Below are 13,064 nucleotides of genomic sequence, written 5' to 3'. Positions count from 1 at the left end.
CCGGAGTTTATGTTATGAAAGGGAACTTTCAGCAAGTATTGTGCCAGTTTTATCTTAGCTGACACAATACTTGTATTATTTTATATTAATACCAGCCTGCTTGTTGCATTGTGGCTTATTTTTTTGTCACCAGATAATTCACTACCTCAGAGAACTTCTTACCGTAGTCCAGCTCTGAACGCGATTCAATGCCGCCATTGTTAATCAGGTACTTGCCATTGACAAAAACTGCCGGAACACCACGTAATTCAAGATCTTTGGCTGCCTGACGCTCTTTAGCGGCTACAGATTGCACGATAAAGCTGTTCAATGCCGCATCATATTCCTCACCAGACACACCGGCCTTGATAAAGGCATTGCGGATACCTTCTTTGCTATTGATGGACTGGGTTTGCTGAATACCCTCAAACAGAATTGGAGTGACTTTATCTTCAACCTTCATGACGATCGCAACTGCCCAGGCATCCGTCAGATCTTTCCCCAGAGGCCCCAGAAAATCGACATGATAACGGTCATGAGTCACCCCTGCTGGCAGGTTTTTCTCAACAGTAGAAGGCACATGATAAATGTTTTCAAACTGATAACAGTGAGGGCAATAAAAAGAGAAGAACTCCAAAACCTGCGGCTGATTTGCAACCGGGTTTTTTAATTCCGTATACTGTTTACCTTCAGAAAAACCGGAAGCAGAAGCATTAAATGCCATAAACGCTCCCACCAGTGCTAGCCAAAATTTCTTCATAATGGTCTCCAGAAAAATTAATACATCGGGTTGAGCTGTAAAGGTGGTTCCTGTAACAGCCGGGTTTGTTCAGAAAAAAGATTCATTTGCTTATGCCAGAAATCACTATCAGCCATCCACGGAAATGCTTTGGGAAAAGCGGGGTCTTGCCAGCGACGAGCAACCCAAGCCAAATAATAGACCATTCGCATTGCCCGCAGTGGTTCTATCAAAGCCAATGTTTTTGGGTCAAAATCCGTAAACTGACTATATGATTCAAGCAAAATATCCAACTGAATCAATCGCTCCTGCCTTGAGCCATTGAGCAGCATCCACAAATCCTGAATAGCAGGGCCATTGCGGGCATCATCAAGATCCACAAACCATGCCTCATCACGCCACAAGATATTACCAGCATGGCAATCACCATGCAGCCGTAATGCCTGCCAGTTATCATTCCATTGATGTACAACTGTATTGTTCAATTCATCCAGTGCCGCCAAAAAACCTTTCTTATGCCCGGCAGGCAGAAGCTCACATTCAGCCAAATATTGATACGGTTGATACAAATATTCATCCAGATTAATCGTAGGACGAGCCGAAAACGTTTTTTGACGACCAATCTGGTGCACTCTTCCCAGTAAACGCCCGACATCTTCCAACTGATCAAAATTATCTGATTCGTACTGGCGTCCCCCTACGCTCGGGAAAATAGCAAAAAAGAACCCGCCATAATTCAGCACCGTCTGCCCATCAAACATCAGGGGAGCCGCAACCGGTAAATTTGCCTGCTGCAATTCATGCGCAAGATCATGTTCCTCTTGAATTTGCTGCTGGCTCCAGCGCAGTGGGCGATAAAATTTCACCACATAACGTTTGCGATCCTCATCCATGAACTGGTAAACACGATTTTCGTAACTATTCAGTTCAGTTAAGCCGGAATCAAGATACAAACCAGACTGCGTCAACGCATCCATGATTAAATCTGGCGTTATATTCTGAAAATTAAAAGCCTTCGATTCTGTCACAACACCGTTCTCTCTTTATCAATCTTTAATAACACCATCAATCTTTAATAACACCGCGAGCACGTAATAAAGCGGTCTTAAAATCTTCTTCATAATCCTTTTTCAACCCGGGAATTTCTGCCTGACTATCCGTACCGCGCATTTTCAGGTGATAAATCAGAATATCATCAGTTAATTCAGACAACTGTCCTGTGAACCCTGCTTCATCAGCCAGCTTTTGCAAAAGCGCCGCCAAACTTAAATCCGGCTCATTCTTCCATACTGGATGTAAAAGTTCGATAACTTCATTGAAGCGGTGATACTTCATTTTTAGTTCCTTATAAATAACTATACAAATTAGCAGGGATAATCGTTCTGAGAAAGAATTGGTCTGTCAACCAGCGTAAAGTTATACTGCCACCAAAGCAGCATCGTTAGATATTGATTCTCAATGGTTATATATACCCAAACACTCAATATTTCATTGCCCAATATCAGGTGATTTAACATGACGCATCAAAAAATCAGTGGCGCAATTCTGGCTGGGGGGTTATCCACCCGCATGGGGGGAAATGACAAAGGATTACTGCAATTCAGCGGCGCACCATTATATCAACACATTGCCACAAGATTGCAGCCGCAGGTTCATGAGCTGTTGATTAATGCCAATCGCAATCAGGGCGTCTATCAGCAAAGCGGCTACCCCATTATACCGGATATCATTACCGATTTTTCCGGGCCACTGGCAGGTATGCTGGCAGTTTTAAAGAAAGCCATCAATGAATGGGTGGTATTTGTTCCCTGTGATGTACCGGATTTTCCCGAAGATCTCGTTGCAAAACTTTGGCACTATAAACAACATGCCTGGGCCGCTTATGCACATGATTGCGAACGCGCTCATCCCACCTTAGCATTAATGCACCGCAGTCTGATCCCTCGGTTGGAAAGTTATCTCGCACTGGGTGATAGAAAGCTCATGTTCTTTATGCAGATGATTAAGGCAAAAGCCGTCTATTTCCCCAATCCCCATGCTTTCAAAAACTTAAATACACCAGAAGAATGCCATCACTGGAAATACCAGCATTGGGAACTCCTACAGGAGACCGCATGAATCAGAGCATCAACAACACAGCACTGCCGATGTTGGGTATCACCGCTTATAGCGGAACCGGAAAAACGACATTGTTAAAACAGGTGATCCCCTTGTTGCGCCAACGACATATCCGTGTTGGGTTGATTAAGCATGCTCATCACAATATGGATGTCGATAAACCGGGTAAAGACAGTTATGAGCTACGCAAGGCCGGGGCAGCCCAAACGTTGGTCGCCAGCCAGCAGCGCTGGGCGTTAATGACAGAAACCCCCGATTTGCCGGAGTTAGATCTGCACTATCTCGCCTGTCGATTCGATGCAAATTCGCTGGATCTCATTCTGGTTGAAGGGTTCAAACAAGAAGCTATCCCCAAAATAGCACTTTATCGCGACGGCCTGAACCATACCGTTAATGAAATTCTCGATCCTTATGTGATCGCCATTGCCAGCGATATCGCGCTGGCAACACCGCTTCCGCAGCTTGATATTAATCAGCCGGAACAAGTAGCAACATTTATTGCCGAGTGGCTACACCAATAACAGGGTTACCAGATTCACAGTAAAACAGTAAAGAAGCAGAAATTATCATCTATGAATGGTATGGCAAATAAAATAACAAGAATAGGGGAAACAACACACCATGAAAGATTCAATCCGCGATGCCTCCCTGTCTGCGGTTAAGGTTGCAAGTGAAATCGCGTATGACTATGTCAGTGGTATTCGCAATCAGAGAGTATTTCCCGATGCCGACGCGTTAGCAGGTCTGCAAAATTTCGATAAGCCATTACCCACAACCGGAACCCATTGCCAACAAGTGCTTGAGCAACTTCATTCATACGGCTCACCAGCAACCGTCGCGACTACAGGAGGCCGATATTTTGGCTTGGTCGTCGGCGGATCAACACCTGCCGCGATGGGGGCAAATATCATAACCAGTGCATGGGATCAAATCGCCTTGATGGAAGCCTCTTCGCCCATCGCGAGTCAATTAGAAAAAATCGCCGGGCGCTGGGCGTTGGAATTATTACACTTACCTTCAGAGGCATTCGTCGGTTTTGTGACGGGTACAACGATGGCGCACGTCAGTGCTCTGGCAGCCGCACGGCATTACTTATACCAAAAACAAGGCTATGACCTTGCAGAGCAGGGTTTACACAACGCCCCTGAGTTAAAAGTTGTATTACCCAAAGAAGCTCACATCTCTGTTTTGAAGGCTCTGAGGCTACTCGGTTTTGGCCGCTCACAGTTCATTTTTGTGCCGTGCGATGAGCAAGGACGAATCATTGAAAGTGCCGTTCCCGAATTTTCAGACAATATGATTCTGGTGCTACAAGCCGGCAATCTTAACTCAGGCAGTTCAGATAACTTTAGTGCCCTCATTCCCAAAGCCAAAAAAGCCGGCAGTTGGGTACATGTGGATGGCGCTTTTGGGCTATGGGCCAGAGCATCAAAGAAAAAATCCGCCTTAGTTGAAGGTGTTGAAAACGCGGACTCATGGGCCGTAGACGCCCACAAATGGCTCAATACCCCATACGACTGTGGTATGTGTATTGTGCGTCACAAACAAGCACTAAAAGAAGTCATGACAACCTCAGCGGCCTATGTGGAGACACAAGACATGTGGCAGGCAAAAGATATGCTGCCGGAGTTTTCCCGCAGAGCCAGAGCGGTCGAAGTGTGGGCTGCCATTGCAGAGCTTGGATCACAGGGAATCGAAGAGCTGGTTGATCGCTGCTGCTTATATACAGAAATGCTGGCAGAAGGGCTGAAGTCACTCGGTTTTAACATCCTCAATGACGTGGTTATTAATCAGGTCGTCGCTTATTTACCAGATATCCATTTGCAGCGTGCAATGTTACAAAAAGTTCAGCAATCAGGTGAATGCTGGTTTGGGCAAACAACATGGCAAGGGCGAGAAGCCATCCGGCTCAGTGTCAGCTCTTGGGCGACCACCGAAGACGATATTCAGCGCAGCTTAAAAGCAATTGCCAAAGCGATTGATGAGGTTAAACAACAAGCTGATTAAAACTTGATATTTCACTCTCACAAGTCGCAGCCAAAACTAGCTATAAAAAATCTCAAACGCCCCCGACGTTCACGTCAAGGGCGTTATTTCGACCATCAAACAACTATTTTTATCTTTACTTCCCTTCCGGCATCAAACCAATAAAAGTGGTTTTCTTGCGCGGTTCAGTCATCAACGCTTCCAGTTTTTCGACGCAACGCAGGTAATGAGGAGTTTTCTTATGCGCAGCAACCGCCGCTTCGTCGGCATAGGCTTCATAGATATAAAAGCGGGTTGGGATATTCTCATCACGCAGCACATCAAACCGCAAATTTCCCGGTTCCTTAACCGAACCAAGGTGATTATCCCGAAATACCTCTATGAATTCGTCAACCTTGTCAGCTTTGACATTAATCTCAACTAATGTGACGTGCATATTATCCCCTTTTGGCTTTCTCACTCAGGAACAGCTCATAAGCCTGAGCAGGTTTTTCATTGTGATGCACGACTGCCTGTACCGCTTTCAGCATCGCAACAGGTGCTTCTGATTGGAAAATATTGCGTCCCATATCAACACCGGATGCGCCCTGATCGATCGCTTGATAGCACATATTCAACGCATCCAGCTCTGGCAGTTTCTTACCGCCCGCAATCACAATCGGCACCGGGCAACCTGCGGCAATCCGTTCAAAACCGGTATCGACATAATAGGTTTTGATAATATTCGCTCCCATTTCCGCCGCAATGCGGGTTGCCAGCGAGAAGTAACGCTGGTCACGAGCCATATCTTTACCGACACCCGTCACTGCCATCGTTGGCATGCCATAACGCGTTCCTTGATCCACCAGCTTGATAATATTTTTGATGGATTGATGTTCGTATTCTGAACCGATATAAACCTGCGCCGCCACCGCACAAACATTAAGCCGAAGCGCATCTTCCATCGCCACTGCGACAGCTTCATTGGAGAGTTCAGTCAGAATAGAATTAGCGCCAGATGCACGCAATACGACAGGTTTATTGGTGGCAGGAGGAACCTGACTGCGTAGGATGCCGCGCGTACACATCAGCACATCGGTATGTTCAAACAGCGGAGCGATATTAATATCAATACGCTCCAATCCCGTCGTTGGCCCCTGAAAATAACCGTGGTCAAATGCCAGCATTACCGTTTTATTGGTGGTGGGATTAAAAATACGTGCCAAACGGGACTGCATGCCCCAATCCAGCGCACCACAACCTTTCAGTTCAAACAGCGTGTTCTTTTGTGGTGTATCAATGCCAAAATCTTTACCGTCTTTGATATCATCTAAATCTGCCATTTCTCCCTCCAGAAAAGTATCAGAGTCAGGCTTTATGTCAGCCTTATCAATCAGAAATCGTCTTGGTTAGAAATCGTATTGGTTGATATTGTCTTTGGTAAAAATCACCCGCTCCGGCATAACAACAATGCCACTACCTTTTGCTTCATAACGATATCCCTGCACACTATTAGGTAAGATTTCAACATTGCCAATATCAGGAATATTCAATTTATCTCCCACATTCAGCTCGCCTTTTTTCAAAACCTCATTAGCAATATGAATGGCTATCTTACCCTGTTTGACCACATCCCACAGGGCGAACTGTTTGACTGTACCGTTTTCAACATAAGGACGCATCACATTCGGAGTACTGAACCCAACAATTGCCACATCCTGACGTTTCAGGTTTTCTGCTGCTTGAGCCGCCGCAGGCAGCGCATTGGCATCCGGAGCAATAATCGCATCCAAATCCCCCCATGCTTTTAAAATACCTTCCGCAGTCTGTAAGGATTGCACGGTATCATTATAACCAAGCCGTGTAGTGACGATTTCCCAATTAGGGTATTCCGTTGAGATCTTTATCTTGGCTTCTCTCACCCATTGGTTTTGATCTGCTACCGTCGGGCTAGAATAAAAAAATGCCACTTTCGCTTTTTCTTTTTTCACTTGATGAGCAGCCATATCCACTAAAAGACCACCCAACTGTTTTGGCGTTCCCTGCTCGATATAGATAGAGCGGCATTCTGGTGATGTATCTGAATCCCACGTCAACACCTTAACACCCCGTTTCATGGCACGCTTCAAAGCAGGGCACAACCCATTCGTTGACACCGCCGACACTACAATTGCGTTATAGCCTCGGTTAACAAATTTATTGATAAGCTGAACTTGTTCCACCATGCTTGACTCTGTTGGCCCATCGTAAGTGACTTCCACGCCCAGTGTCTTGCCAGCTTCCACAGCACCTTTGCCAGCGCTAGTAAAGAACCCAACACCAATCAATTTAGGGATAAACGCTATCTTTTCTGCCGCCTGCGCCCAAGAACCACACGCCAGACTTAATGCAGCAGCTAAAGCCAGCTTTTTCATTGTTGGTGCTTTCATGCCTATCTCCATCTATTCTTGTTCCAATATCATTTATGTTTCAGGATCGTCGTTTGCGTTTCAGAAATATATTGTTGTGAAACAGAATCCTGCCAGCATTGCCACCAATCAAGAATTTGATAACTATGCTTATTCTGCAAGACAGAACGACCTATCACCGCCGTAATCAACAAAGTACAAATAAATGCCTAGCCGATGTGACTTGCGGATGTCAGAGATTGACGGTGATGCCATCCGTATTTAAGGCTCCGGCATCAATGTTCAATCAATCTGTTTAAATACCATCAAACCAGAAAAATGTTTAATATTCCCATGAGCAGCCAAAAGTGGAACACTGTCAACAGGGGCCCAAAAAGCCTGTTCTCGACATTTATTGTGATATTTCTCTGTGACATCACATACCTCATGACATTTTGGGCTTGCGTTTCTGACACAGACACCAATATTGAACATTTTTTATTATAAAAACATTTATTCATAACTCTAATTCATAATTTACGATGATATCAATAATATGATCACATTTTGTGAAAAAATTATAATTATATTAAAATATGTTCAAAATTTTGTAGAAAGCTTCTAACACTTATGGGGCTTTCATGCTTATTCTTTCCCTGTGGATAAAAAAGTTGTATGTCGATCAAATCAATCAAAAAACAATCAACACTAGAGAAAAGCGTATTGTCCGAGGAAATTGACTATTCAAGTCACAACTATCCTGGAAATTGCATGAGTGAAGAAGAACTAATGGCCCGTATTGCCTGGTTTTACTATCACGATGGTCTGACTCAAGGGGACATCGGTGAATTGCTTGGCTTAAACCGTCTTAAAGTTTCCCGTTTGCTGGAGAAAGGACGCCAGTCTGGCGTGATACGCGTTAAGATCAATTCACGCTATGAAGGGTGCCTGGAATTAGAAGACGCTTTGCAAAAACGTTTTAATCTCAAACAAATTCGCGTATTACCTGCCCTTGATGGCATGAACCTCAATGCTCGCCTTGGTGTCGGGGCTGCTCACCTGTTGATGGCGCTGATTGAACCTCACCAACTACTGGCGATTGGGTTTGGAGAAACCCCCATGTGTACTTTGCAACACTTGAGTGGTTTTATCTCATCCCAACAAATTCGGTTGGTGACGCTGTCCGGCGGTGTTGGCCCTTATATGACCGGCATTGGCCAGCTTGATGCAGACTGTCCTGTCAGCATCATTCCTGCACCACTGCGGGCCTCCAACCATCAAGTCGCAGCAACATTCCGTGAAGAGCGTAGTGTACGGGATGTGATTTTGGCCGCCGGTGCAGCCGATATCGCTGTTGTCGGGATTGGTGCAATCAACCAAAAACAGCAAGCAACTATTATGCGTTCCGGTTATATCAGTGATGGAGAACAGCTGATGCTTGACCGCAAAGGTGCCATCGGGGATATTCTTGGCTACTTCTTCAACGCAGAAGGTGAACTGGTCAGCGATATTAATATCCACCAAGAGTTGATAGGGATCTCACTACCAGAAATGAAAACCATCCCGAACGTGATTGGTGTAGCAGGTGGCATCGAAAAAGCAGATGCCATTGTTGCTGCACTGAAAGGAGGCTACATCAGTTCACTGGTAACAGAAGAACAGACTGCGAGGGCTATACTGACTTGATTGCCGAATAATATCTATCCATTCCCCGTGCCATATCGATTAAAAAGATAACGACAGACGAGGGTAGCATCATGAATCAACGCGCTTATGCTCAACCATCAGGGAAATATCTGATGGCGCTTGATGCAGGAACTGGCAGTATCCGGGCAGTTATATTTAACCTCGAAGGGAATCAGATCGCCGTTGGACAAGCTGAGTGGATACACCAGCCTGTACCGAATGTTGCGGGTTCCATGGAGTTTGACCTGAAGACCAACTGGCAACTGGCCTGCCAATGTATCCGGCAGGCGCTGCAAAAGGCGGAACTGCCCGCCAATGCGATTCAGAGTGTTGCCGCCTGTTCAATGCGGGAAGGCATCGTCCTTTATAATTGCGACGGCACTCCTATCTGGGCATGTGCCAACGTGGATGCACGTTCCAGCCATGAAGTCAGCGAGTTGAAGGAGCTTTACGACAATACGTTTGAGTATGATGTTTACCGTTACTCCGGCCAGACACTGGCATTGGGCGCCATGCCGCGCCTGCTTTGGCTGGCGCATCACCGTCCTGATATCTATCGGCAAGCCAGTACGCTGACGATGATCAGCGATTGGCTGGCTTATATGTTGAGTGGCGAACTGGCGGTTGATCCTTCCAACGCCGGCACAACGGGCATGCTGGATTTAGTCACCCGCGATTGGCGCCCAAGTTTGCTGGACATGGCGGGACTGCGTTCCGACATCCTTTCTCCCGTCAAAGAAACAGGAACCTTACTCGGTTATATCACCGAAAAAGCAGCGGCTGAATGCGGCCTGAACAGTGGCACCCCCGTGATTATGGGCGGTGGTGATGTCCAACTCGGCTGCCTCGGCATTGGTGTCGTCAAACCAGCCCAAACCGCAGTACTCGGAGGGACATTCTGGCAACAAGTCGTCAACCTGCCAGAGCCGATCACCGATCCCAACATGAACATTCGCATCAATCCACATGTTATTCCCGGCATGGCACAAGCAGAATCCATCAGCTTCTTCACTGGCCTTACCATGCGCTGGTTCCGCGATGCCTTCTGCGCAGAAGAAAAACTGCTGGCGGAACGGCTGGGCGTTGATGCTTACAGCCTGCTGGAAGATATGGCGGCCAGAGTGCCTGCTGGTGCGCATGGCGTCATGCCGATTTTCTCCGATGTCATGCGGTTTAAATCGTGGTATCACGCCGCCCCATCCTTCCTCAACCTCTCCATTGATCCGGAAAAGTGCAACAAAGCGACATTATTCCGGGCACTGGAAGAGAATGCCGCTATCGTCTCAGCGTGTAACCTCGACATGGTTTCCGCCTTCTCCGGCGTCCAAGCGGATTCACTGGTTTTCGCGGGCGGTGGTTCAAAAGGCAAACTCTGGTGCCAGATTCTCTCTGACGTTACCGGACTGCCTGTACGCGTTCCGGTGGTTAAAGAAGCGACGGCACTGGGCTGTGCAATTGCAGCCGGTGTCGGCGTTGGCTTATATGATTCACTGCCTGCAACCGGAGAAAGATTGGTGCGCTGGGAACGGGAATATCAACCAAACTTAAGCCACCATGAGACTTACCAGAAAGCAAAGAAAGATTGGCAGGCTGTGTATGCTGATCAACTGCATTTGGTAGATGATGGTTTAACAACGTCGTTGTGGAAAGCACCGGGGTTGTGATTCAGGTTGGCCTCTTTATCAATTAGAGGCCAAATTTGAACACAATCAATCAACAACCGCATTCATAACAACTTCAGGCACCGTTGGACGTCCATTTACCAAACAGGTTGCCACGAACGTTGCATCGGCGTATACAACACCATCCACCAAGATTTGTTGTTCAAAATTAATCCGGCTGCGTTTCTCATTCTTGGTAACCTTGCAAGTTACCTCCATTTTATTTCCTTTTTGCAGGCTTTTTCTAAAACGTAAACTATATTCAAGAATGATATGCATGCGCCCTGCTTTGAATTCTTCTTCCAAATCCAAACCTAACGCTTCTTTCATAAAGGCATGCCGTGCCCATTCCAAATAGAATGGATAATAAAGCCCATCAACAACACCCTGAAAATCAAGGTGTTGCTCGTCTACCAAATACTTTTTAGAAAACATTATAGATCCTTAAAATAATTTAACAGGGCAAATCGCATAGGCAGGATCAATCCTTCAAAATCCTTCTTAGAGGTATTTTCTCCCGTATATAAATTTATAGCCATACTCATATTATTAGTCAGCCCATAAATAAGACTGATACCATGGAATAGATTGTGCTTCCTTCTTTCTTTATCGATGACATTATTTACATCATTCTTTAAAACATCATCCCATAAAACAGTGCTTACATCTCCTCCTTTTATTTTTGTAAGTTCAAGACCAATTTTTATTAATAGGCTATCTTTATACTTTCCATCGTAATAAAATTTTTGGTCCCAACTAAATAGCTTTCCAAAATGATAGGCGAATCAAAGAAACTCAGTCCTATTTTTGCGAATTTTTCAATCGCAAAACCAAAAAAACACAAAAAGGAAGGACTGAGTTACGCCTATCGTACCATCCATTCCACGCAATGAACGGCGCCATATGAGAAAAGTTGTCCAAAAAACGCCGGATAAAAACTATGCCCGTCGGATCATGGCAATACTCCTGCTGCATCAGGGGAGCTCTGTGGCCCAAGTTGCCAAAACACTTTGTACCGTACATTCATCTGGATGGCGGTGGATAGACCGGTTTAAGGCAAACGGATGGGAAGGATTGCGCTCTTTACCCGCAGGGCGTCACCCCCGGTGGAATTTAACGCCGCTTTTGCCCTTTCTGTTTTATTTGTTGAAACATTCACCTCAGCAATTTGGCTATGGCCGTTCTCGTTGGTGCCTCTCATTTTTTATACTTCAAATCAAAAAGTTACTTAATATCAAACTATCAATCAGCACGCTTTACCGATTCTTCCTTAAAAACCGCCTTGTCTGGCGACGAGCAGCACCGACATTAAATGTTCCGGATCCAGAATATGATGAGAAAATGGCACGTATTACCGGCGCGTTATCTCAAGCTTCAGAAAAAAATTCTGTCGTTTATGAAGATGAGGTCGATATTCATTTTAATCCTAAAATCGGGGCTGACTGGTATTTTAAAAGACAGCAAAAGCAGGTTATCACCCCGGGGCAAAATCAAAAATATTACCTTGCTGGCTCACTTGACGCACAGACAAGGAAAGTTCTCTATACTGGAAGTTCAAAGAAAAACGCATACTTATTCATTGACATGCTAGCGGTCTTAAAAAGGCATTATCGGGGAGCGGAAACGCTGACGGTGATCTTGGACAATTATTGTATTCATAAGAGCCGGGCAGTATAAAATTGACTGACTCAACATCCCGCTATTATTCTTTTATTTCTGCCCGTCTATTCGCCTTGGCTGAACAAAATAGAACACTGATGGCACACGTTACATGAAACAGTCACATGTAACCATTGCTGTCGGTACATGTAGCAACTGATTATAAATGTGAAAAAAATTTTGAAAGGCGTGTCAAAAAGGGTTTGGCAGAAAAAATAAACAGGTGTGTCTCACTATTATGAAAAACTATTTAACCTGAGCTTCGCTTAAGAAGGGAACTAAAGTGCCTGAGGCACGATCAAAGTTTTTGTTAAAGAAAACAAAATCGTGGAGATCCTCAGGCATGTATAATTTAGAAGAACTTTACTGCTGCGTCGATGATTTTTGCCAAAAATTTATCCCTCTCTGGCATCAACAGCTCATTGAAAACGGATTACGTAAACGGCACCGCGAAGCGTCCCTTTCTCTCAGTGAAGTCATGATGATCCTCATTTTATTTCATATGAGTCATTATCGTGATTTTAAAACGTTTTATAATAAACATGTAAAACAATATCTTATCGAAGATTTTCCCGGATTAGTCAGCTATACACGCATGCTCACCCTGAAGAAAAGGGCACTTATTCCTTTATGCGCTTTTCTTTCGTCACGTAAAGCGACAACCCAAGGGATCGCTTTTATTGATTCCACCAAAATTGCCGTTTGTCACAATCTTCGTATTCCCCGTCATCGGGTATTTGAGGGAATGGCACAACGAGGAAAAACCAGTACAGGCTGATGTGATGGACGTCCCCTTTTTCAGTGGAAAATAGTGCCATCTTTTATCCGATGCACTGAATTTCGGGAGAACATCTCATGAGTACGATCAAA

General features: G+C 45.2%; 12 protein-coding genes and 2 pseudogenes. 7 read left to right on the top strand and 7 right to left on the bottom strand.

The window, feature by feature from the left end; all coding sequences use genetic code 11:
* Positions 1-115: 115 nt before the first annotated feature.
* The 3 genes from dsbA to Xmir_RS09395 are packed head-to-tail and all read right to left on the bottom strand — an operon-like array spanning position 116 to position 2,053.
* Positions 116-739, bottom strand: coding sequence for a thiol:disulfide interchange protein DsbA (gene dsbA, locus Xmir_RS09405; RefSeq protein WP_099114129.1), 624 nt, complete (start codon positions 737-739; stop codon positions 116-118).
* Between the two features lie 17 nt (positions 740-756).
* Entirely contained in the window at positions 757-1,746 is a 990-nt protein-coding gene (locus Xmir_RS09400) for a serine/threonine protein kinase (protein ID WP_099114128.1), read from the bottom strand.
* A 37-nt stretch (positions 1,747-1,783) separates the two neighbouring features.
* Positions 1,784-2,053: a YihD family protein gene (locus Xmir_RS09395; RefSeq protein WP_099114127.1), complete on the bottom strand. Its 270-nt coding sequence runs from the start codon at positions 2,051-2,053 to the stop codon at positions 1,784-1,786.
* 180 nt (positions 2,054-2,233) lie between these two features.
* Here Xmir_RS09395 and mobA point away from each other — a divergent pair, with 180 nt between their 5' ends.
* From mobA to Xmir_RS09380, 3 genes are all read left to right on the top strand, one after another.
* A complete protein-coding gene (gene mobA, locus Xmir_RS09390) occupies positions 2,234-2,836 on the top strand; it encodes a molybdenum cofactor guanylyltransferase MobA (protein ID WP_099114126.1) in 603 nt (200 codons plus the stop codon).
* Complete coding sequence (gene mobB, locus Xmir_RS09385) at positions 2,833-3,357, top strand: molybdopterin-guanine dinucleotide biosynthesis protein MobB (RefSeq protein WP_099114125.1); 525 nt, start codon at positions 2,833-2,835, stop codon at positions 3,355-3,357. Before mobA ends, mobB begins: the two co-directional genes overlap by 4 nt.
* A gap of 100 nt (positions 3,358-3,457) precedes the next feature.
* Positions 3,458-4,843 (top strand): pyridoxal phosphate-dependent decarboxylase family protein, encoded by a 1,386-nt coding sequence (locus Xmir_RS09380; protein ID WP_099114124.1) that lies wholly within the window; start codon positions 3,458-3,460, stop codon positions 4,841-4,843.
* A gap of 115 nt (positions 4,844-4,958) precedes the next feature.
* On the opposite strand, the gene lsrG is transcribed toward Xmir_RS09380, so the two are convergent.
* The 3 genes from lsrG to lsrB all read right to left on the bottom strand — a co-directional run bounded on the left by lsrG (position 4,959) and on the right by lsrB (position 7,230).
* The gene (gene lsrG, locus Xmir_RS09375; RefSeq protein ID WP_099114123.1) at positions 4,959-5,258 is read right to left on the bottom strand and encodes a (4S)-4-hydroxy-5-phosphonooxypentane-2,3-dione isomerase; all 300 of its coding nucleotides are present in this window, start codon (positions 5,256-5,258) and stop codon (positions 4,959-4,961) included.
* 1 nt (position 5,259) lies between these two features.
* Positions 5,260-6,144, bottom strand: a complete 885-nt coding sequence (gene lsrF, locus Xmir_RS09370; protein ID WP_099114122.1) for a 3-hydroxy-5-phosphonooxypentane-2,4-dione thiolase — start codon at positions 6,142-6,144, stop codon at positions 5,260-5,262.
* Positions 6,145-6,210: 66 nt separating this feature from the next.
* On the bottom strand, positions 6,211-7,230 hold the full coding sequence (gene lsrB / locus Xmir_RS09365) for an autoinducer 2 ABC transporter substrate-binding protein LsrB (protein ID WP_099114121.1): 1,020 nt from the start codon (positions 7,228-7,230) through the stop codon (positions 6,211-6,213).
* 633 nt (positions 7,231-7,863) lie between these two features.
* On the opposite strand from lsrB, the gene lsrR reads away from it, so the two are divergent.
* A complete protein-coding gene (lsrR, locus tag Xmir_RS09355) occupies positions 7,864-8,874 on the top strand; it encodes a transcriptional regulator LsrR (protein ID WP_099114119.1) in 1,011 nt (336 codons plus the stop codon).
* A gap of 71 nt (positions 8,875-8,945) precedes the next feature.
* Positions 8,946-10,538: an autoinducer-2 kinase gene (lsrK, locus tag Xmir_RS09350; RefSeq protein ID WP_099114118.1), complete on the top strand. Its 1,593-nt coding sequence runs from the start codon at positions 8,946-8,948 to the stop codon at positions 10,536-10,538.
* 45 nt (positions 10,539-10,583) lie between these two features.
* Here the strand turns inward: lsrK and Xmir_RS09345 are convergent, their stop codons facing one another.
* Positions 10,584-10,970 (bottom strand): acyl-CoA thioesterase, encoded by a 387-nt coding sequence (locus Xmir_RS09345; protein WP_099114117.1) that lies wholly within the window; start codon positions 10,968-10,970, stop codon positions 10,584-10,586.
* A gap of 468 nt (positions 10,971-11,438) precedes the next feature.
* Here Xmir_RS09345 and Xmir_RS09335 point away from each other — a divergent pair.
* Positions 11,439-12,290 (top strand): annotated as a pseudogene (locus tag Xmir_RS09335) (IS630 family transposase); the annotation flags it as partial.
* Between the two features lie 247 nt (positions 12,291-12,537).
* Positions 12,538-12,969: pseudogene (locus Xmir_RS09330) on the top strand (transposase); the annotation flags it as partial.
* Positions 12,970-13,064: the final 95 nt, after the last annotated feature.

The organism is Xenorhabdus miraniensis (genome assembly GCF_002632615.1).
This window is presented reverse-complemented; position numbering and strand designations above follow the sequence as displayed.